The organism is Lachnospira hominis (ex Hitch et al. 2025) (assembly GCF_040096395.1).
In the GTDB taxonomy this organism is placed as follows: domain Bacteria; phylum Bacillota; class Clostridia; order Lachnospirales; family Lachnospiraceae; genus Lachnospira; species Lachnospira hominis.
Map to the genome: position 1 here is coordinate 1 of NZ_JBBMES010000013.1, position 20,737 is coordinate 20,737.

The 20,737-nt window shown below is 38.6% G+C and carries 20 protein-coding genes; 17 read left to right on the forward strand and 3 right to left on the reverse strand.

Translation table 11 applies throughout. The features are described from left to right. The 5 genes from WMO38_RS10825 to WMO38_RS10845 form a co-directional block, all read left to right on the forward strand. Positions 1 to 418, forward strand: a 418-nt coding sequence (locus WMO38_RS10825; RefSeq protein WP_349162672.1) for a hypothetical protein, incomplete at its 5' end; no start/stop codon positions are given. A 30-nt stretch (positions 419 to 448) separates the two neighbouring features. After that, positions 449 to 1,582: a hypothetical protein gene (locus WMO38_RS10830; RefSeq protein ID WP_349162673.1), complete on the forward strand. Its 1,134-nt coding sequence runs from the start codon at positions 449 to 451 to the stop codon at positions 1,580 to 1,582. Next, a complete protein-coding gene (locus tag WMO38_RS10835) occupies positions 1,582 to 2,430 on the forward strand; it encodes a hypothetical protein (RefSeq protein WP_021867118.1) in 849 nt (282 codons plus the stop codon). The genes WMO38_RS10830 and WMO38_RS10835 overlap by 1 nt, the downstream gene beginning before the upstream one ends. Positions 2,431 to 2,442: 12 nt before the next feature. Beyond that, entirely contained in the window at positions 2,443 to 3,084 is a 642-nt protein-coding gene (locus WMO38_RS10840) for an ABC transporter ATP-binding protein (protein WP_021867117.1), read from the forward strand. A 74-nt stretch (positions 3,085 to 3,158) separates the two neighbouring features. Continuing rightward, positions 3,159 to 3,581, forward strand: coding sequence for an ACT domain-containing protein (locus WMO38_RS10845; protein WP_021867116.1), 423 nt, complete (start codon positions 3,159 to 3,161; stop codon positions 3,579 to 3,581). On the opposite strand, the gene WMO38_RS10850 is transcribed toward WMO38_RS10845, so the two are convergent. Continuing rightward, positions 3,561 to 6,098, reverse strand: a complete 2,538-nt coding sequence (locus tag WMO38_RS10850; protein ID WP_349162674.1) for a glycosyl hydrolase family 95 catalytic domain-containing protein — start codon at positions 6,096 to 6,098, stop codon at positions 3,561 to 3,563. The genes WMO38_RS10845 and WMO38_RS10850 overlap by 21 nt on opposite strands. A gap of 130 nt (positions 6,099 to 6,228) precedes the next feature. Between WMO38_RS10850 and WMO38_RS10855 the strand changes: the two genes are divergently transcribed. The 11 genes from WMO38_RS10855 to WMO38_RS10905 all read left to right on the forward strand — a co-directional run bounded on the left by WMO38_RS10855 (position 6,229) and on the right by WMO38_RS10905 (position 17,452). Then, entirely contained in the window at positions 6,229 to 7,182 is a 954-nt protein-coding gene (locus WMO38_RS10855; protein ID WP_349162675.1) for an ABC transporter substrate-binding protein, read from the forward strand. A 16-nt stretch (positions 7,183 to 7,198) separates the two neighbouring features. Beyond that, positions 7,199 to 7,828 (forward strand): precorrin-2 dehydrogenase/sirohydrochlorin ferrochelatase family protein, encoded by a 630-nt coding sequence (locus WMO38_RS10860; protein ID WP_021867113.1) that lies wholly within the window; start codon positions 7,199 to 7,201, stop codon positions 7,826 to 7,828. Positions 7,829 to 7,882: 54 nt separating this feature from the next. Further along, the gene (gene cysK, locus WMO38_RS10865; protein ID WP_349162676.1) at positions 7,883 to 8,815 is read left to right on the forward strand and encodes a cysteine synthase A; all 933 of its coding nucleotides are present in this window, start codon (positions 7,883 to 7,885) and stop codon (positions 8,813 to 8,815) included. Between the two features lie 25 nt (positions 8,816 to 8,840). Beyond that, positions 8,841 to 9,848, forward strand: coding sequence for a sulfate ABC transporter substrate-binding protein (locus tag WMO38_RS10870; protein WP_349162677.1), 1,008 nt, complete (start codon positions 8,841 to 8,843; stop codon positions 9,846 to 9,848). 95 nt (positions 9,849 to 9,943) lie between these two features. Further along, positions 9,944 to 10,798 (forward strand): sulfate ABC transporter permease subunit CysT, encoded by an 855-nt coding sequence (cysT, locus tag WMO38_RS10875; RefSeq protein ID WP_349162679.1) that lies wholly within the window; start codon positions 9,944 to 9,946, stop codon positions 10,796 to 10,798. A gap of 48 nt (positions 10,799 to 10,846) precedes the next feature. After that, positions 10,847 to 11,719: a sulfate ABC transporter permease gene (locus tag WMO38_RS10880; RefSeq protein WP_349162680.1), complete on the forward strand. Its 873-nt coding sequence runs from the start codon at positions 10,847 to 10,849 to the stop codon at positions 11,717 to 11,719. A 14-nt stretch (positions 11,720 to 11,733) separates the two neighbouring features. Next, positions 11,734 to 12,795: an ABC transporter ATP-binding protein gene (locus tag WMO38_RS10885; RefSeq protein ID WP_021867108.1), complete on the forward strand. Its 1,062-nt coding sequence runs from the start codon at positions 11,734 to 11,736 to the stop codon at positions 12,793 to 12,795. 18 nt (positions 12,796 to 12,813) lie between these two features. Then, on the forward strand, positions 12,814 to 14,535 hold the full coding sequence (locus tag WMO38_RS10890; RefSeq protein WP_349162681.1) for an adenylyl-sulfate reductase subunit alpha: 1,722 nt from the start codon (positions 12,814 to 12,816) through the stop codon (positions 14,533 to 14,535). Continuing rightward, positions 14,519 to 14,833, forward strand: coding sequence for a 4Fe-4S dicluster domain-containing protein (locus tag WMO38_RS10895; RefSeq protein WP_349162683.1), 315 nt, complete (start codon positions 14,519 to 14,521; stop codon positions 14,831 to 14,833). The genes WMO38_RS10890 and WMO38_RS10895 overlap by 17 nt, the downstream gene beginning before the upstream one ends. Positions 14,834 to 14,853: 20 nt before the next feature. Next, positions 14,854 to 15,753 carry a sulfate adenylyltransferase subunit CysD gene (gene cysD / locus WMO38_RS10900; protein WP_021867105.1) on the forward strand — a complete coding sequence of 300 codons (900 nt, stop codon included), beginning with the start codon at positions 14,854 to 14,856 and terminating at the stop codon, positions 15,751 to 15,753. Position 15,754: 1 nt separating this feature from the next. Continuing rightward, complete coding sequence (locus tag WMO38_RS10905; protein WP_186836365.1) at positions 15,755 to 17,452, forward strand: sulfate adenylyltransferase subunit 1; 1,698 nt, start codon at positions 15,755 to 15,757, stop codon at positions 17,450 to 17,452. Between the two features lie 77 nt (positions 17,453 to 17,529). Here the strand turns inward: WMO38_RS10905 and WMO38_RS10910 are convergent, their stop codons facing one another. Further along, positions 17,530 to 18,288: an ABC transporter ATP-binding protein gene (locus tag WMO38_RS10910; RefSeq protein ID WP_349162685.1), complete on the reverse strand. Its 759-nt coding sequence runs from the start codon at positions 18,286 to 18,288 to the stop codon at positions 17,530 to 17,532. Next, positions 18,281 to 19,282, reverse strand: a complete 1,002-nt coding sequence (locus WMO38_RS10915; protein ID WP_349162686.1) for a FecCD family ABC transporter permease — start codon at positions 19,280 to 19,282, stop codon at positions 18,281 to 18,283. The genes WMO38_RS10910 and WMO38_RS10915 overlap by 8 nt, the downstream gene beginning before the upstream one ends. Positions 19,283 to 19,482: 200 nt before the next feature. On the opposite strand from WMO38_RS10915, the gene WMO38_RS10920 reads away from it, so the two are divergent. Further along, positions 19,483 to 20,724, forward strand: a complete 1,242-nt coding sequence (locus WMO38_RS10920; RefSeq protein WP_349162687.1) for an O-acetylhomoserine aminocarboxypropyltransferase/cysteine synthase family protein — start codon at positions 19,483 to 19,485, stop codon at positions 20,722 to 20,724. Positions 20,725 to 20,737: the final 13 nt, after the last annotated feature.

Sequence of the window (20,737 nt, forward strand, 5' to 3'; positions counted from 1 at the left end):
CGAAATGATTGCTGATAAAGGATATATATATGCAAAATATCTTTGGTATTATTATGGTACAACATATTTTGATGCGGCGGCGATGAATCCGTTTATTAATACATCAATAAGGATAATTACTGTCGGAGCAGCATTTGCGGTATATGTTATGGGGGGACTTCTTATATCAATAATTATACCGAACAGATTCGTGGCAATTGCCTCACCGTTGCTTATATATTCTGTTGCAGAGACGTTTGAAGAGCTTTTTCCAAAGTATTTGGTGCTGGACAGACTGATGGTTAGCAATTATTTGTATGTGCGTAATTTTAAACTTGACCGTTTGTTCGGGCTGATGACGATAACAGGGTATATTATTATTCTTGGATTATTATGTTATTGGTGTATGGACAGAAGAATGAAAAAAGAAGGAATCTAGATAAAATCAAGAAGGGAGTTAAAGGGGTTTATGAAAAAATATAATTTTAAAAGAATCGGTGCAGCGGCAGCAGCGGCGGTTATGCTTACGGTAAGCGGCTGTTCTTTATATCCTGACGGAAAAAGCTACAGTTGGGAGAGACAGAACAACGGTACTCAGGAAGCAACAGAGGAAGTAAGCATAAGCGAAGATATGACAAAGATTACAGGAAAACTTAACGGAGTAACATCGGCAGATGCAACATTAAGTATATCAAATCCATCAAAGTGGTATAAATATACTGCACAACTGAATGGTATCGATGAGGACAGAACTAATAGGTTAAAAGAGTATCTTAATTATGAAGAAGAGACAGAAGATAAAAGTTTTTTGTCCAATAGAGAAGGAATAACATATACAACATTAAAAGCAAAAAAGAAAAGTTACAGTAATTATGTTCATGGTCAGAGAAGTGACGGATTTATAAAGAATATGGATGAAGTCTTTCCGCTTACGGAACTTGATGGATTTCCTTTAAATGATGCTTTGAAGGTTACTGAAAAAATACTGGACATATTAGGACTAAATGCAAAGCTATACAAGACAGTTGCGATAGATGCAGAGAATGCGACAGCCAGAATGAATGAAATAGGTGAAGATGCTCAGATATATTATCCGAGTAAGGAAGCAAGACGTTATAGAGAAGGCGGAGAGCCGGTTGTATGGACTAGGGATGATGAGGCATATTTTATATCATATCAACTTGAGCTTGATGGTGCATATCTTACAAATATGTATAAGCATCTGACATCAGGCGATGTTAACGGGACAAGATTAGAATTTGTAGTTGGAAGAGATGAAGTATATTGGATTAACTGTTATAGAATATATAATATCGAAAGCAGGGAGGAGATTACAGAGCCGCTAAAAAGCGTGGATGATGTATTAAAGAGGATAAAGGAAAGTAATTATTACACAATCGGACTTACAGAAGAAGGTAATATGACTTCGATTGAATTAGGTTATATATCGTATTACAGCCAGCAGGAGAAAAAGATGATGATAATACCATGCTGGGTGTGTGATTTTGATATAACGAAGAAGATGGTTACCGGTGATAAGGAATATAATGAAAGTGCCAAAGTTATGGTTATAGATGCTGTTACGGGGCAGGTGAGATATTGATGAAAGCGTTAAGAATATGCTGGCAGAATGTACGTAAATGGGGCGGCAACCGACGGATATGGATGCTTATAATTCTTTCAATATTGTCGGTTCATCTGTATACAAGAGGACTATGGGACATATGCAGTTATGTCGGTGAACCTATGAGTCCGTGGATATTTCCGTTTTTGTTTATTTTCAGATATATGAAGATTGAATTTATGATACCGCTTGTGTTTATTTTTTGTGATGCACCTTTTGTCGATTCCAATCAGATGTATGTTATGTTAAGGACTGACAGGACGACATGGGGAATCGGGCAGGTTTTATACATATTTGCAGGTTCGTTTTTTTATATGTTTGTTCTTATGATGTCAACAATTGTATTAAATATCGGACATATCAAGTGGGATAATACATGGGGGAATGTGCTTGGACTTGCAGGAACAAGCACGGTTCAGACTGTGCTTGGGCATGCTACGGATACTGTTAAAGTGCTTGGAATTGTTATAAAGTATTTTACGCCGGTTCAGGCAATGTTTTTTTCGGCACTTTTGATGTGGCTTAGTTTTGTCCTTACAGGATTGATTATTTATGTGTTTAATATAATAACGGGAACGAAATTTATAGGTGTATGTGTGGCGTCATTTTTTATTATATTTACGGCGGTCGCTGACGGAAAGTCAATGATTACAAGAGTATCGCCAATGAGCTGGAATTCACTTAATAATATTGATATTGGCGGAATGACGGAATATCCCGGAATTGTATATGTGCTGACACTATATATAGTTATGATAGTGGTTCTCAGCGTAATCGCAGTTGCGGCAGGAAGAAAAACAAGTATTAATTCATCAGACGAGGTGTAAAGGGGCAGATATATGGAAAATATAATTACAGTTGAACATGTTACTAAGCGTTTCGGACAGGCGACGGTGCTTAATGATATAAATGTATCATTCGAAAAGGGAAAGATACATGGACTTATCGGAAGAAACGGTTCAGGAAAAACAGTGCTTATGAAGTGTATATGCGGCTTTGTCCCGGTTACAGAGGGAAAAATAATTGTAAACGGAAAACAGATTGGCAAGGATATTGATGTGCCTGACAATATCGGTGCGATTATTGAGACACCGGGATTTTTATATAATTACAGCGGATATAATAATCTGAGATTTCTTGCAGGCATAAACAGGAAGATTGGAAAAGAGCAGATTCGTGATGCGATTAAAATGGTTGGGCTTGACCCAGACAGTAAAAAACATGTCGGAAGATATTCGCTTGGAATGAGACAGCGTCTCGGTCTTGCACAGGCACTTATGGAAAATCCCGAGCTGCTTCTGCTTGACGAACCTATGAACGGTCTTGATAAACATGGTGTTGCAGAGATGAGAGAGTTGTTTAAAAAACTTGCAGATGAGGGCAGGACGATAATTATGGCGAATCACAGTGCGGAGGATATAGAGGTGCTTTGCGATACAGTGTGTGAGATGGATTTGGGTGTGCTTGAGAGAATAAAATAATTAAAACATTGCTTATGTCATACAGAGGTGGTACAATACAATAATTGTATTTAAAATTAAAGGAGGGCTAATCTGTGATTAAGCAATTATCGGTACTTGTTTCCAACAATCCGGGTAACTTATTTAATGTTGTTGAAATTTTAAAGGAAAATAATATTGAATGTTATGGACTGTCAACATATGATGCTACGGATTTTGGTGTGTTTCATATGATAGTGGACGACCCTGACAGATGTAATGATGTGCTTTCTTCAAAGGGATATACTGTACTTGAAAGATTCGTAATAGCAGTCAGACTCCAGGAAAGATTTACAAATATGTCTGATTTTTTAAAGGAACTTAAAAATGCACGTACTAATCTGGACTGCATTTTTACATTTGTAAGCCATAACCAGGAGCCTGTTATTGTATTCAGAACAGAAGACAGCTTTGAAGTTGAAAAGTATCTGACTGATAAAGGTTTCCATGTGTATACATCAATGAAGGAATTTATGTAATGTCTGTTCGCCAGATTTCATATCAAGGTGTATTGATTCATTATCATATATAAGATTGAATGATGTATCACGTAATGCAGATATATCTATGTATACAGACCGCTTGTTATTATCCCATGACAGGCGGTTTATTTTTATGCCGCATTTTGTGAGAATACCGCATATTTCGCCGTTAATAAGACCTGTGTTTAATGCAGGGAGCAGTTCGACCGTACATTCGTCAGAGTACACCAGCATTTCGTTTATGATGCCGACTATTCCGAGAAGAGTGTCTGTGCAGAATACGCCTTTTGAGCGGTCTGTATTATGGTCTGTAAAAAATGTGTTGTAAAATATGTCGCTTTTAAAAAGCAGCAAAAGCGTATTATATACAGCTTCCGGGTTTTTGAGGCGGGCTTCTACGAGAGCTTTGTGAATCCAGCCGTGTGATGCGGTGTCGTCTTTTCCTGTGTTTTCGCGGTTACGGTTAATTATTGCCTGACGGCATGCGGATGCAAGTGCGTGATTGTGCTGTGTTTCTGATGATGGCCATGCACAATAAAGATGGCTTATGTGGCGGTGGGCATTATTTTCTTTGTATTCGTTCATGGACCATTCTTTTATTGCACCGCTTTTATCAAACATATATACAGGCAGGCACGATATCAGATGTGTGATTTTTTCAAGGGTTTTCTGATAACCATTAGGCTTTATGTCTGAGAGTATATTTTTGTACATATTAAGAGAATCAACGGCAGCAGCTATATCCATAGCCGCATTGGCAGTGATTGCACTTTTATAACCGAGCGGTTTGTTTTCGGGTGAAAACGATGGGATTATAAGGTATTTTTCATCTGGTTCCAAGGATGTTTTTCCCTTTACAAAGCGGGCATTTCCGTTTGAATCTGTAAAATATTCGGGAGTACAAAGCTGTTCCCAGAAGTTGAATGTTTTTGCAAGTAAAGGAAGAAGAATGTCTTCTTTAATGCGGAAAATGTTTTTATTATATATACGTATTATATTTTCATCGTGTGTTGTGATTGTGACGTTGCCATAGACTTGCATGAATTCATAAATCGGAATAATCATCCAGCTTGCGCCAGCATTCCAGTACTGAAATGGATAATTGATGTCATATTCAACCATCATTGCACGGTGACCGTCGGTATTTACGGGGGTGAGGACAGCGTTTTTCATGCCGTAAACGGCTTTGGCATTGATTTCCCAGTCGGGAATCTGTTTTAACACAAACCAGATGTAACCTTTGCCTGCATCACACATTCCGCATGTGTTCATGCCTGATACCTGAATATTTACATTGGCGTCCATTGTGTAGGCACTTCTCCACAGCATATTCCATTCGCCTGTCCAAAGCCCCGAAAGACGAGGTGCAGTATGTCCGGCACAGGAATACATTGCATATCTGCCATGGTTGTATACACGTTTCAGAAGTTCAGGCAGTATGTAATCAGTTTTTTTCTGCTTTTGTAATAATTCTTCGTTGCTGAGAGCTTTATCGGCGTTGTTAAGTTTCAGGCTGACATGGTTAAAAATACTGCTGTATTTTTCTATATGAGGCTTTAATACAGCTTCATATGAAAATAAAGAACTTGCGTCAGCGTATTTTATTAATGTTTTGTTAATTTTATTTATACACTGTGAGACAAGTGGAATTGTGAAAAAATCTGCGGTTATTTTATCAGGCTGTTTATAAGTCCAGTCAAGGTATGTTATAAGAACAAGTTTTTTGCCTGAAAATGTTATGATGGGATTTTTGGGGTCAAGGCATGATTTTGCACGCATATCAGTGTCCGTAAAAGATAGGGAAGTTGTTCCGTCATAAGGGATAATGCGTGTTACGCCTGCAAATCCTCCATTTTTTAATTCACTTTCTTCGTATTGCGGATACAATGCACAAAAGCCGATTAATCCATCAGTTGCAAACCGCGTATATTTCATATTTAATTCGGGTGCGTCACCGCTTTTTTGTCTGCCAAATTTGTGCATTGATTCAAAATCATCAATTGATATGTCAACAGTGAAACTGTTACCTGATATTTCTGTGATTATTACATCGTCAACAGATGATGTGAAGGTACGTTTTTTTATATGATTTGCATACGTATTGTATTCTGACATGTTATACGATGAAACCAGCTCAGATGTTTCATAATCTGTAGAACGTACAAAGTCTGTAATATCTGAGGCATTTTTTAAAGATATTCTTAACTGGTGTCCCGGATGATAACAGTACATATTGGTTCTTTTTCTGTTATGTATATTCCATGTGTCGTCCATATTTATTACAGATTGTCTTGCTTCGTCAAGCTGTTCTGTTACTTCTGCGGGAACACATCTTGGCTCGTCTGATGGCATTACAAATTCAGTATTCTGAAAAATAAAGCTGTCGTTTTTTGGGGCACCAGATGTGAGAACGCCTATGTGTCCGTTGCCGCATGCCATACATTCGTGCCATGCAATCTGTTTTATATCATATCCGGCATAGGGTATTATTTCAGTAAAATAATTTGAATACATAATTATCCTCCGTTTACATATTTTCAATAATAAACCTCAAACAATTGTAGCATATTTTTGTTGCATTTTATATGAAATTATAGTACGCTATGAAAAATAAAACATAGTAATACGGTAGGAAAGGTAGAATATGAAGAAGACAGTTAAAAAATTAATTGCAGACGTACTAATTATTACAACATTAATTTCAATATTTGCACTTGCAGGATGCGGAGTGAAAAATTCTGATAATGCCAATGCTGATGTGCAGGACGGTGTTACATTTACAGATGCACTGGGCAGAAGTGTTACCGTAAAATCGGCAGATAGAACAGCATCACTTCTCGGAAGTTTTTCTGATGTGTGGCTTCTTGCTGGCGGAAAACTTGTGGCTTCGGTTAATGATGCGTGGGACAGCCTTGATTTGGGACTCGACGATTCTGTTGTCAAGCTTGGGGCGATACTTGAACCGAATGTAGAGCTTCTTATAGCTTCACAGCCTGATTTTGTTATTGCCAGTGCCAATACAAAGCCTGATGTCGAAATGCTTGCAACATTGGAAAATGCAGGAATTACAGTTGCATATTTTGATGTTAATAATTATGAAGACTATATAGCAATGCTTGATATATGCACAGATATAACGGGACGCAAGGATTTATATGAAAAAAATGGTGTTTCTGTGCGGACAGAAGTTGAAAATGCAAAAAAACAGATTGACGGCAGCAATCCTAAGATATTGCTTCTTCGTGCAGCTTCCAAAAATGTCAAGGCGAAGGGCAGCGATGGAATTGTAAGCGGCGAGATTTTAAAAGATTTGGGATGTGTAAATATTGCTGACAGCGACAGTTCTTTGCTTGATGACCTGAGTCTCGAGGCTATTGTAAAGGAAGACCCCGATTTTATTTTTGTGACAATTCAGGGAACTAATACTGAGGCGGCATTAAAGAATGTTGACACACTTTTAAAGAGCAATCCTGTATGGAAAAGTCTCACAGCAGTAAAAAATAACAGATATTATGTGCTTGATAAGAGTCTTTACAATTTTAAGCCTAATGAGCGTTGGGGTGAGGCTTATCAGAGACTTGCGGATATTTTGTATTAGAGGAGGATGGACAATTATGGCATATTTTCCATTTTATGTAGAATTAAAGGATGTTTCGGTACTTATTGTTGGCGGCGGAAAGGTTGCACTTCACAAGGTGAAGAGAATACTGGATTATGGACCTAAGATAAAGGTTGTTGCCAAAAAAGTTGATGAGAGAATTAAAAATATTAAAGGTGTTGAGTGGGAAGAAAGAGAGTTTGAGGACAGCGACGTAGAAGGTGTGCGTTTTGTTATTGCAGCGGCAGGTGATGAAGAACTTGATGAGCATATAACAAGTCTTTGTAACGATAAAGGAATATTTATTAATGTAGTTGATGTAAAAGATAAATGTGATTTTATATTCCCGTCGGTTGTAAGCCGCGGAAAGCTGGAAATAGGAATATCGTCAAGTGGTGCAAGCCCAAGAATCACAACACTTCTTGCCGGAGAAATTGACAATATTCTGCCTGACAATATAGAAGAAATACTTGATTACCTTGAAAAATTGCGTCCTTACGCTAAACAAAAGATAAGCAATGATGTACTAAGGGCACGTTTTCTTTCATATATGGCAGAGCTTACATACAGCCGGAGAAACATTCCGGATGATGAAGAATTGGAAAAAATTTTAAATAAATTCTTAAATCCTATTGAAACGATATGAATAGTAGTGTATTATAATAAAAGTTGTAGAACTTAAAAAGAAAAGAGGGTTATTATGGCAGAGATAGCAAAACAGATAACAGAGCTTATTGGGCGTACTCCGATGTTGCAGTTATGTAACTTTCAGGAGGACAATAATGTTAATGCAAACATAATAGCGAAGCTTGAATATTTCAATCCGCTTGGCAGCGTGAAAGACAGAGTTGCATATGCGATGATTGAAGACGGAATCAAACAGGGAAAGATTAATAAAGATACGGTTATTATAGAGCCTACAAGCGGCAATACGGGAATAGGACTTGCTGGTGTGTGTGCCGCAAAGAAATTAAAGCTTATTCTTACTATGCCTGACACTATGAGTGTAGAGAGAAGAAAGATTGTAACGGCACTTGGAGCAGAAGTTGTTCTCACACAGGGAAGACTCGGAATGAAAGGTGCAATAGCAAAGGCTGAACAGTTAAAGGAAGAATACGGCAACGCATTTATTCCACAGCAGTTTGACAATCCTTCCAATCCTGAGATTCACAGGGTTACAACAGCAAAGGAAATCGCAGAAGCGACAGACGGAAAGGTTGATATATTCATTGCATCAGTTGGAACAGGAGGAACTATAACGGGAGCAGCAAAAGGTCTTAAAGAAGCTGGAATTAATGCAAAAATAGTTGCCGTGGAGCCTTCTGGTTCACCGGTGCTTTCTGGTGGAAGTGCCGGACCGCATAAGATTCAGGGAATCGGAGCAGGTTTTATACCTGAGGTTATGGATACCGGAATTGTTGATGAGATTATAACAATAGAAAATGATGAGGCTTTTGAGACGACGAGACAGGTTGCAAAATCAGAGGGACTGCTAGTTGGAATATCATCAGGAGCGGTTCTTTGTGCAGCATTAAAGGAGGCACGAAAGCCTGAAAATGCAGGAAAGAATATAGTTGTTCTACTTCCGGATACAGGAGAACGATATTTATCGACATCATTATTTGAATTTTAAGCTGTAGGAATGGGTGGTGAAACATATGAAAAAAATATATAAAATGCAGGCAGTTTTGTTAGCTGCATGTGTTTTTACAGGGCTTGCAGGATGCGGCCGTGAAAAATCGAATATAATGACAATCACCAATGTTTCATATGATGCCACAAGGGAATTCTATGAAAGCTATAATGAGATTTTCAAAAGCTATTATGAAGAAAAATATGGTGAGCCGGTGAATGTAATACAGTCACATGCCGGTTCCGGAAGTCAGGCAAGGTCAGTTGTTGAAGGCTGTAATGCAGATGTTGTCACACTTGCACTTGAACATGATATTTCGCTTATTGAAAAAACCGGACTTGTTGACAGCGGCTGGAAGCAGGAATATGACAATGATTCCGCACCATACACGTCAACAATGGTCTTTCTTGTAAGAAAAGGAAATGAGAAAAATATAAAAGACTGGGATGATTTGATTAAAGACGGTGTTGAAGTTATAACGCCGGACCCGAAAAGCAGCGGCGGTGCATGTTGGAATTTTCTTGCGGCATTAAGTTATGCCAGGGAGAAATATACGGATACAGATAAGCAGAATGAATTTATCAAAAAATTGTATGCTAATGTATCAGTTCTTGATTCGGGAGCGAGAGGTTCAGCGACAACATTCGTTGAGAATCAGAAAGGCGATGTTCTTATTGCATGGGAAAATGAAGCAATGATGACAGTCGCCAATTATCCGGGACAATATGAGATTGTAACGCCGTCAGTAAGTATTCTTGCACAGCCGAGCGTGGCGGTTGTTGATGATAATGTAAAAGTTAATAAATCAGGGCAGGCAGCAGGAGAATATCTTTCTTATCTGTATTTGGAAAATGCCCAGAGACTTGTGGCTGATTACGGATATCGCCCAAGTGATGAAAAAATCCTTAATGAATATTCGGATAAATTTAATCTGAATGTAAAATGTACAACAATTAATGATTTCGGCGGCTGGGACAATGCGTATAAACAGTATTTTGATGACGGTGCATTGTTTGACAAGCTGTGTAACTAAGTGCAGATACGAAGTTGTATTTATATAGGGTATGAAGTTGTGCGGAAATTATATTTATATATACACAGAAATAAAAGCGGAAAGGAAAAATAAGTATGGAAGAAACCGTAAAATTTAAAAAAGCAAAGAAAACCAGAGTGATTCCGGGCTTTAAGCTTACAATGGGAATTACGGTGACGATGCTTTCACTTATTGTATTGATTCCGCTTGCATCGGTTATGGTATATTCGCTGAAACTGCCACCGTCGGAATTTATAAAACTGATTACAAAGCAGAATGTAGTTTACGCATTTACGACGAGTATTGTCTGTTCTTTTATAGCGGCGGTGATAAATGTAATATTTGGAGTAATTCTTGCATGGACACTTGTAAAATATGACTTTCCGGGAAAGCGTATTCTTGACGGATTTATAGAGCTTCCTTTTGCACTTCCGACAGCAGTTGCGGGCATAACGCTCTCAAAGATGTATTCGGATACGGGAATACTTGGAAAACCGCTTGCCGCAATAGGAATTAAGGTAAGTTACACACATCTTGGAATTATAGTTGCACTTATATTTATCGGAATTCCGTTTGTAGTAAGAAATGTGCAGCCGGTGCTTGAAAAACTTGACGGACAGTATGAGGAAGCAGCTTACATACTTGGTGCGTCGCCGTCAAAGACATTTTTTAAGGTAATACTTCCCGAATTGAGACCTGCGATACTTACAGGTTTTGGGCTTGCATTTGCAAGGGGAATCGGTGAGTATGGAAGCGTTATTTACATTTCGGGCAACAGTGCCAAAGAGCATACACAGGTTGTATCGTATGTAATAATGCAGAAGTTAAGTTATATTGATTATGCGTCGGCAACAGCTATAGCACTTGTGATGCTTGTAATATCATTTCTGCTTTTATTTGCGATAAATGTTATCCAGATGAAGCAGGCAAAAAGAACCAATAATATATAATCATACAATGTTAAAATGGCGGATGATAAAAACAGGAAGGGAAAAGTTATGAATGAACAGGAAAAATTTGAAAAAAGAAAAAAGATAACTAAATATGTTCTTATAACAATAAGCGTTTTATTTGTATTTTTTATGCTTGTGATGCCGCTGTTTTGTATTGTATCCAGCTCGCTCAAGCAGGGACTTGGATTTTATTTTAAATCGGTATCGTCAAAATATGTTATCAGTGCTTTGAAGGTTACTTTGTTTGCAACTGTTATTGCGGTTGTTATCAATACATTTTTTGGATTGTGTGCGGCATGGGTTACGACAAAGTTTTCATTTAAGGGAAAACAGGTGCTTGCGACACTTATTGATATTCCGTTCTCAATATCACCCGTTATCGTTGGACTTGCGTTTCTTATGACATTCGGGCGTCTCGGCTGGTTTTATCCTGTTATAAGATGGTTTAATTCGGTATTCGGAGCGAATGTAAGAATCGCATTTGCAATTCCCGGAGTTGTGCTTGCGACAATATTTGTAACATTTCCGTTTGTATCAAGAGAGATTATTCCGGTGCTTAATGCACAGGGAAAAGACGAGGAGGAAGCGGCGGCTCTTATGGGAGCGGGCGGATTTAAAATCTTTTTTAAGATTACGTTTCCTCAGATAAAATGGGCTTTAATATATGGAATTATTCTTTGTACATCGAGAGCACTCGGCGAGTTTGGTGCGGTAAATGCATTATCAAAGACGAGAGGCGAGACATTTACACTTCCTCTTGAAATAGACGCATTGTATATGTCTGGAACGGAAAGTTCGATTACGGCGGCATTTGCAGCATCTTCAATACTTGTTATTATTGCGGTTGTTGTGCTTGTGCTTAGAAATATACTTGAATACAGGGCGAAAAAGAAAGGTCAGGAGCAGGCAGCTTCTTGAGAGTGGTGTGAAATATGTATGTTGAAATGAAAAATATTTATAAACAATATGGCGATTTCAGGGCTTCTGACAATGTGAGTTTCGGAATTGAAAAAGGTAAGCTTGTCGCACTTCTCGGACCATCGGGAAGCGGAAAGACAACGCTTCTTAGAATGATTGCAGGGCTTGAGACTCCTAATGCGGGAGATATTTTTATAGACGGAAAACGTGTTAATGATATTCCTGCATCAAAGAGAGGAATCGGCTTTGTATTTCAAAGTTACGCATTATTCAGATATATGACGGTATACGATAATGTGGCATTTGGACTTGAATTACAGAAGGTTCCGAAAGCCGAAATAAAAGAACGTGTTATGAAACTTCTTGAGATAACAGGGCTTTCGGGAATGGAAAAAAGGTATCCGAACCAGCTTTCAGGCGGACAGAGACAAAGAGTTGCTTTTGCAAGAGCATTAGCTCCGAATCCACAGGTGCTTCTGCTTGATGAACCATTTGCCGCCATTGATGCAAAGGTTCGTTCTGAGTTGAGACTGTGGCTTAGAAGTATGGTTACACAGCTTGGGATTACGAGTATATTTGTAACGCATGACCAGGACGAAGCCGTTGAGGTTGCCGATGAGATTATCATTACGAACCACGGTAAAATTGAGCAGATGGGAACGCCGTCACAGATTTACAAATCACCTGATACACCATTTGTTGCACAATTTATCGGAAGGCCGTCAGAAGTACATAATTATGATACATTGAACGGCTTTGACAAGATAGAGGGAGCAGACAAGGCGGTTATAAGACCTGAATTTGTCAAAATTTCAAAGTTTGGAAAGCTCGACAGATACATGAGTGCGGCAGAGACAGGAATTGTCGAGGACGTAGTTTTTAGAGGTAACAGGCTTGACGTTACGATTGATGTCCATGGAATAAAAATTACAGGCGAGTGGTCGCTTGAGAAGGATTCACTTGAGATTGGCGAAAAAGTTAATCTTTTAATATACAGAATCTATGTAATGGACGACACGAAAGCATATTTGTGTGAAAATAAAGAAATGCAGGAAGATGACGTATTCTATATCTAGGGATTGGAGAAATGTGTTATGCAGATTAAAAAAAGAGAGACACTTAATACAGACATACTTATCATTGGCGGCGGAACAGCAGGCTGTTATGCTGCGTTGATGATTGCAGAAAAATCGGGATATTCGGTGATTATTGCAGAGAAAGCCAATATAAAAAGAAGCGGCTGTCTTGCAGCTGGAGTAAATGCAATCAACGCATACATCGTTGAGGGCAGAAAGCCTGAAGATTATGTTGATTACGCAAAGAAAGACGCAGACGGAATTGTAAGAGAAGATTTGCTTCTTACAATGTCTGAGGGACTTAACCATGTCACGGAAAAAATGGAAAAACTTGGACTGGTCATTTTAAAGGACGAGAACGGTAAATATGTAGCAAGAGGCAACAGAAACATAAAAATTAACGGCGAGAATATCAAGCCGATTCTTGCAGATGCGGTAAAAGCACTTCCAAATTGCAAGATTATTAACAGAGTTAATATTACGGATTTTTATGTTGAAAATAATACAATCTGTGGAGCATACGGATTCAGTATAGATGAAACGGAAGAAAACGGAGAAAAATGTGGAACGGCATATCTTATAAAGGCTAAGAAAGTTCTCTGTGCGACAGGCGGTGCGGCAGGTCTTTACAGACCAAACAATCCGGGATTTTCAAGACACAAAATGTGGTATCCGCCATTTAATACGGGAGCGGGATACGCAATGGGAATAAATGCGGGAGCTGAGATGACAACATTTGAAATGCGTTTTATAGCACTCAGATGTAAAGATACGATAGCTCCGACAGGAACGATAGCACAGGGTGTCGGTGCAAAGCAGGTTAATTCAAAGGGCGAGATATACGAGACAAAATATGGTCTTACAACTTCACAGAGAGTATACGGAACTGTCATGGAAAATATTGAGGGAAGAGGACCATGTTACCTTAGAACTGAAGGTATCAGTGATGCACAGGATGAGTCATTAAAGAAAGCATATCTTAATATGGCACCGAGCCAGACATTAAAGTGGATTGAGTCTGGAAAGAATCCGAGTGAGCAGAATGTAGAGATAGAAGGAACGGAACCTTATGTAGTTGGTGGACATACAGCAAGCGGTTACTGGGTTGATACAGAAAGAAGAACTACTATTCATAATCTTTTTGCGGCAGGTGATGTGGCAGGCGGATGTCCTCAGAAATATGTTACAGGTGCAATGGTCGAAGGTGAGATTGCTGCTAATACAATGTGTAAGGAACTAGATGAGGAAACAGATGCTCCTGTAAATGAATCTGGCATTGATAAAGCTTTTGATGAAAAAGTAAACGAGTATAACAGAATTTTAAATAATAAAGATTGTGTATACACGACAGAACAGCTTGAAGATGCCATGCAGAAGGTTATGGATGCTTATGCAGGAGGTATCGGAAGCCATTATCAGTTCAATGAAAAACAGCTTGAACTTGCAAAAGAAAAGATAAAGAAATTGCAGGAACTTGCTGAAAATGTCAGTGCTGATGACTGCCATGAGCTTATGTTTGCATATGAGTTAAAGGAAAGACTTACAGTATGCCTTACACTTATAGAGCATCTTAAAGCGAGAAAAGAGACACGCTGGCACAGTTTTGATGAGAATCTTGATTACCCTGAAAAGAGTGATGAATGGCTCAAATACGTCAATTCAAAGAAAGTTGACGGAGAAATAAAGATAATCACAAGACAGCTTGTGGGAAGGGGTGAGAGCTATGAGCATAATAATTGATAAAGAAAAATGCAGAAAATGCGGCAAATGTACGCAGGTCTGTCCTGGAAGCCTTATCAAAAAAGATGAGGACGGAAAAGCATTTATTAAGTATCCTAAGGACTGCTGGGGATGTTGTTCATGTATAAAAGAGTGTCAGTTTGATGCCATAGGACTTTATCTCGGAGCTGACATAGGTGGAATGGGAAGCCGTATGACAGTAAAGTCAAGAGACCATTTTCTTGACTGGAATATCCGCAAAACAGACGGAAGCATAGAAACAATAATTATAGATAAAAAAGAATCTAACAAATATTAAGTGAATGGAGGAAAAATGTAATGGAAAAATTATCACATCTTGATGCACTTGAAGCAGAAGCAATTTACATAATCCGTGAAGTTGCAGCTGAGTGTGAAAAGCCGGTAATGCTTTACTCAATAGGAAAGGACAGCTCGGTAATGCTTCATCTTGCAATGAAGGCATTTTATCCGGAAAAACCACCATTTCCATTTTTACATGTAAATACAACATGGAAATTCAAAGAAATGATTAAGTTCAGGGATGAGCAGGCTAAAAAGCTTGGCATAGAAATGCTTGAATATATCAATGAAGATGGCGTAAAGCAGGGAATCAACCCATTTGACCACGGTTCTGCATATACAGATATCATGAAGACACAGGCTTTAAAGCAGGCGTTAAACAAATACGGTTTTACAGCGGCTTTCGGCGGTGGTAGAAGAGATGAGGAAAAATCAAGAGCAAAGGAAAGAATTTTTTCATTCAGAAATGAAAACCATGCATGGGATCCGAAGAACCAGCGTCCTGAAATGTGGAAGTTATATAACTCAAAAATCCACAAGGGCGAGAGCATAAGAGTTTTCCCTATTTCAAACTGGACAGAGGCAGATATATGGCAGTATATAAAGAGAGAAAAGATTGAGATTGTACCTCTTTATTTTGCAGATGTAAGACCTGTTGTATACCGTGACGGCAATATTATCATGGTTGATGATGACAGAATGAAATTAAGACCGGACGAGAAGGTAGAGATGAAGAGCGTAAGATTCCGTACACTTGGATGCTATCCTCTTACAGGCGGTGTAGAATCTACAGCAAAGACACTTGATGAAATTATTGATGAGACACTTTCAGCCGTATCTTCCGAGAGAACAACCCGAGTTATTGATAACGAGGCGGCAGGAAGCATGGAAAGAAGAAAAAGGGAGGGTTATTTCTAGGATGAGAAGTTTATTAAAATTTATTACATGCGGAAGCGTTGATGACGGAAAATCAACTCTTATAGGTCATATTTTATATGATTCAAAACTTTTATATGCCGACCAGGAAAAGGCACTTGAACTTGACAGTAAAGTCGGAAGCCGCGGCGGTGCTATTGATTATTCACTTCTTCTTGACGGTCTTATGGCAGAAAGAGAACAGGGAATTACTATTGATGTTGCATACAGATATTTTACAACAGATAACAGAAGCTTTATCGTTGCCGATACGCCGGGACATGAGGAATATACAAGAAACATGGCGGTCGGTGCTTCATTTGCAGACCTTGCCGTAATTCTTATCGATGCAAAGCAGGGTGTTCTTGTCCAGACAAGAAGACATGCAAGAATCTGTGCACTTATGGGAATTAAGTATTTTGTATTTGCAGTAAATAAAATGGACTTAGTCGGTTATGACGAGAACAGATTTAATGAGATTAAATCACAGATAGATGAGCTTTCAAAAGAACTTTCGCTTGAGAGTGTATACATTATTCCTGTATCAGCTACAGAGGGCGATAATGTAACTAAGAAATCAGACAATATTCCTTGGTATAAGGGTGAAGCACTTCTTACATATCTTGAAAATGTAGATGTTACTGAAAAGAAGCAGGAAGAGGGCTTCTATATGCCTGTACAGCGAGTATGCCGTCCTGACCATACATACAGAGGATTCCAGGGTCAGATTGAATCAGGTGAAATCAAAGTCGGTGATGACATTGTAACACTTCCAAGCAAAGAACATGCACATGTTAAGAGTATTCTTGTCGGTGACAAGGATTCACAGAGTGCATTTATGGGTCAGCCTGTTACAATCCAGCTTGATAAGGAAGTTGATGTTTCAAGAGGCTGTGTTCTTGCGGCAGGAAACAATCTTCCTATAAGCAAGTCATTTACTGCAACAATTCTGTGGATGGACGATAACGAGCTTACGCCGGGAACTGATTATATTGTAAAACTCGGAACAAAGCAGATGCCAGCCATCCTTAAAAATATACAGTATAAGATTGATGTTAATACAGGTGAGTATATTGCTGCTAATGTATTGAAGAAAAATGAGATTGCCGTATGTGATATTGCACTTCAGGAAGAAATTGTTATTGATGAGTTCAAGAAACATAAGACACTCGGCGAGCTTATTCTTATCGACAGAATTACAAACATGACATCTGCGTGCGGTGTTGTAGAGACATCAAAGGTTGATGACAGCAAGGATTTAAAGGCTGCGTTTGTATATGGTTCATATAAGGCAAACGGTGATATTTTTGAGGAGTTCTATTATAATCTCGACAGTATGACAATTAACAAGGTAAGGCCTTCAGGAAAGACATATACAGTCGGTGACGAGATTCCTGTAAATGGTGAAAGTTACAGTTATCCTGATGATTTTGATATTGTGGTTCTTCGTGATAAAGTTGCAGTTAAGGTTCGCGACCGTATGGTTGTCGGAATCGGAAGCCTTGACGAGTACGGATATTCAGATGTTCCTGTAATCAACGGACGCGGTTTTGCTGTTAAGATTGCGGATGAGAAAGATTTGAAAGCTTTTCTTTCTGAGCTTAATGCACAGAATGGTAATATAAGCAGTGAATTCTTTAATAAATGGATTACATTCGAGACATACAGAAAGATTGTATTTAAGGACGAAATCTGGAATTAAGGCAAATGCGTGGCTGCCACACCAATCCGGTGTGGCAGCCACGATAATTTTATGAGGGAAGAAGTGCCCGTAAGGGATTATTCAAACAGGAAATATTCACCTTTTTCATCTTTAAGACGGCGGCATGATGCCGAAAAAACGTCTTCGATAATATGGCTTTCGATGCAGTCTGCGGGTGTGCCGTCAAAGACGATTTCTGAATTGTTCATAACTACGATTTTATCTGATATTTCAAGTGCTTTTGATATATCGTGCAAAACCAGAAGCACAGTCTTTCCCCGTTTTTTTAAAGACAGAATCATGTTGTAAAAGTTACGCTGGCCTTCAATGTCAAGGTAGGTTGTAGGTTCATCAAGAATAATTGTATCGCAGTCCTGTGCGAGTATCATGGCAAAAAACACGCGCTGTCTTACACCGCCTGAAAGAGTGTTTACATACATATCGGAATATTTTGTGACACCTGTAAAATCCATCGCTTTATTTACAATGTCTGTGTCTTCTTTTGTCTTGCGGCGTGAAAATCCAAGATGTGGAAACCTTCCGTGTTCTACAAGCACTTTTACAGGAATTGCAGGGATTACCTGGCGTATCTGCGGAAGAAATGCAATCAGTTTTGCACGTTCTTTTGAACTTATTTTTGAAAGGTCGGTGCCTTCAAGTACGATTGAACCGTCTGTCAAATCAGCGGTTTTATTAAGGCTTGATATCAGTGTTGTTTTTCCACAGCCGTTAGGACCTATGATAGTTGTTATACGGCCTGATGGTACATCAAGTGAAATGTTTTTTAATATTGTATCGCTGTGATAAGATACATTTACATTTTTAAAACTAAGCATTAACTCTTCGTCCTCCTTTCTTTTTAAGTAAAAGATATAAGAAAAACGGTCCGCCGACAAATGACATGATAATGCCTGCCGGGAGTTCATACGGAGCTGCGATTATTTTGCCGAGCAGGTCGCATGAGATTACGAATATCGCACCGAGAAGTGCAGAACACGGCAGCAATATGCGTGCGTCGTTTCCGAAAAGTTTTCTTCCAATATGAGGCACGATAAGACCAACAAAGCTTAAAAGTCCGGCATAGCTTACAACACAGCCAGCCATAATGCTTGAAAGAGTCATAAGAATAAGGCGTGTCACACCGACATTTAATCCGAGTGAACGTGCTATGTCATCGCCGAGATTAAGTATGTTTAAGTGGCGTGAAAAACATATTGAAACAAGAACAGCGGCGGCAATTCCGATACACGGAATAATGATTGCCTTTGAAGTGATTCCGTTGAGTGTTCCTATCATAAAAGTTGTTATATTGATTGTTATGTCGCTGTCTATTAATTTTATTGTGTTGATTCCGGCACTCAACAAAGAGGAAATAGTTATTCCGGCAAGAATTATTGTTGTTCTTGAATTGTCGCCAAGATATGCGATTCCAAATACAAGAAATGTCGTAATTAAAGCTCCCGCAAATGCAAAAACAGCGGAGTGTGATGAGCTTCCGTTATAAATAAAGAGTGCGAGCATTACGGCAAATCCTGCACCCGAATTGACGCCGATTGTATTCGGGCTTGCAAGCGAATTATTCATAACACTTTGTAGAATCACGCCCGCACAGGCTAGTCCCATTCCTGCGAAAACACCGGCAATCATACGCGGCAGCCTGATATTAAATATAAGAAGTGCATTTACTGAGGAAGAATCGTTTCCTGTTAATACATTAAAAATATCGTGTGGTTTTATATATACACTTCCCGACAGAATACTTAAAAACATCATAAAAACAAGTATTACTGCAAGTAAAATAAATATACTTATCTTTTTCTTTTTAGTCATATAAAATTATCCCTTAATACGTAAAATTTATGAGTGGACTGGCAGGTGTCCAATGTCGTTATTGTAGCAGAAACACTGAAAAAAAACAATATCATACTAAATTAATAAGATTTATATGAATTTATGGTTGACATTTGCCAAAATAAGTGTATGATAATATCATATTAAGTTGATAGGATTAATATAAAAAGAGGTCACATATGAAATTTAACACAGCGTTATTACATGGAGATTTTAGAGGCGATAAAGCCACGGGTGCAACTCTTACACCTGTTTACCAGTCAAGTGCATTTGAGCATGAATCGGCTGAGGAATTAGAAAAAATATTTAATAACAGAGCACCGGGATTTTCTTATACAAGAATAAGCAATCCGACTATTGATGCTTTTGAAAAACGAATGACAGCACTTGAGGGAGGCACTGCAAGTGTTGCTTGTGCCTCAGGAATGGCTGCATTGTATAACGCTTTCTGCAATATACTCTGTGCCGGTGATGAGATTGTATCAAGTGCAAGTCTTTACGGCGGCAGCATTGATTTATTCAGGGATCTGGAAAGCTTCGGAATTAAGACAAGATATGTTGAGAATAACAATCTTGAGGAATTCAGGGCTGCAACCAATGAACATACAAGACTTTATTTTGCTGAGACAATAGGCAATCCGAGACTTGATGTTACCGATATAAAGAAACTTGCAGAACTTGCACACAGCTTTGATATTCCGCTCATTATGGATAATACAGTTGCGACAGCTTATCTTGTAAAGCCGTTAAGCCTTGGTGCAGACATAGTTGTCAATTCTACATCAAAGTATATCAATGCGAACAGCAGTGCAATTTCGGGAGTTATAACCGATGGCGGTAAATTTAAGTGGGATACAGAAAAGTATCCGGGCATGAAAGATTTTAAGAAATTTGGACCATTTGCTTATACAGCGAAGTTAAGAAACGGGTTGTTCAGAAATACGGGAGCCTGTCTCTCGCCACAGAATGCTTTTTATAACAGCATAGGAATGGAAACACTCGGACTTAGAATGGAGCGTGTCTGTGATAATGCTAAAACACTTGCACAATTTTTTGCTACGGAATATAGTGATATTGAAGTGAATTATCCGGGACTTGCAGGCAGCAAATGGCATAATATAGCAACAGAGCAGTTTGGCGATAAATTCGGTGGAATAATAACAATAAGAACAGGAAACAAGAAGAGAGCATTCGGAATAATTGATGCATTAAAGCTTCCACTTATAGTATCAAACATAGGTGATACAAAAACACTTGTTATTCACCCTGAATCAACACTTAATGTCCATAGTACACAGGAAGAAAAAGAAACAGCCGGTGTATTTGACGATTTGATAAGAATAAGCGTCGGAATTGAAGACATTGAAGATTTAATAGATGATTTCAAACAAGCTATAGAGTCTGTTAAGGATGTTTACTAATAAGCTAAAAGGA

Excerpts from the sequence above, each read along its gene's own strand:
- WMO38_RS10830 (WP_349162673.1), top strand. The coding sequence starts at position 449 with ATGAAAAAATATAATTTTAAAAGAATCGGTGCAGCGGCAGCAGCGGCG.
- WMO38_RS10835 (WP_021867118.1), top strand. The coding sequence starts at position 1,582 with ATGAAAGCGTTAAGAATATGCTGGCAGAATGTACGTAAATGGGGCGGC.
- WMO38_RS10840 (WP_021867117.1), top strand. The coding sequence starts at position 2,443 with ATGGAAAATATAATTACAGTTGAACATGTTACTAAGCGTTTCGGACAG.
- WMO38_RS10850 (WP_349162674.1), bottom strand. The coding sequence starts at position 6,098 with ATGTATTCAAATTATTTTACTGAAATAATACCCTATGCCGGATATGAT.
- WMO38_RS10855 (WP_349162675.1), top strand. The coding sequence starts at position 6,229 with ATGAAGAAGACAGTTAAAAAATTAATTGCAGACGTACTAATTATTACA.
- WMO38_RS10860 (WP_021867113.1), top strand. The coding sequence starts at position 7,199 with ATGGCATATTTTCCATTTTATGTAGAATTAAAGGATGTTTCGGTACTT.
- cysK (WP_349162676.1), top strand. The coding sequence starts at position 7,883 with ATGGCAGAGATAGCAAAACAGATAACAGAGCTTATTGGGCGTACTCCG.
- WMO38_RS10870 (WP_349162677.1), top strand. The coding sequence starts at position 8,841 with ATGAAAAAAATATATAAAATGCAGGCAGTTTTGTTAGCTGCATGTGTT.
- cysT (WP_349162679.1), top strand. The coding sequence starts at position 9,944 with ATGGAAGAAACCGTAAAATTTAAAAAAGCAAAGAAAACCAGAGTGATT.
- WMO38_RS10880 (WP_349162680.1), top strand. The coding sequence starts at position 10,847 with ATGAATGAACAGGAAAAATTTGAAAAAAGAAAAAAGATAACTAAATAT.
- WMO38_RS10885 (WP_021867108.1), top strand. The coding sequence starts at position 11,734 with ATGTATGTTGAAATGAAAAATATTTATAAACAATATGGCGATTTCAGG.
- WMO38_RS10890 (WP_349162681.1), top strand. The coding sequence starts at position 12,814 with ATGCAGATTAAAAAAAGAGAGACACTTAATACAGACATACTTATCATT.
- WMO38_RS10895 (WP_349162683.1), top strand. The coding sequence starts at position 14,519 with ATGAGCATAATAATTGATAAAGAAAAATGCAGAAAATGCGGCAAATGT.
- cysD (WP_021867105.1), top strand. The coding sequence starts at position 14,854 with ATGGAAAAATTATCACATCTTGATGCACTTGAAGCAGAAGCAATTTAC.
- WMO38_RS10905 (WP_186836365.1), top strand. The coding sequence starts at position 15,755 with ATGAGAAGTTTATTAAAATTTATTACATGCGGAAGCGTTGATGACGGA.
- WMO38_RS10910 (WP_349162685.1), bottom strand. The coding sequence starts at position 18,288 with ATGCTTAGTTTTAAAAATGTAAATGTATCTTATCACAGCGATACAATA.
- WMO38_RS10915 (WP_349162686.1), bottom strand. The coding sequence starts at position 19,282 with ATGACTAAAAAGAAAAAGATAAGTATATTTATTTTACTTGCAGTAATA.
- WMO38_RS10920 (WP_349162687.1), top strand. The coding sequence starts at position 19,483 with ATGAAATTTAACACAGCGTTATTACATGGAGATTTTAGAGGCGATAAA.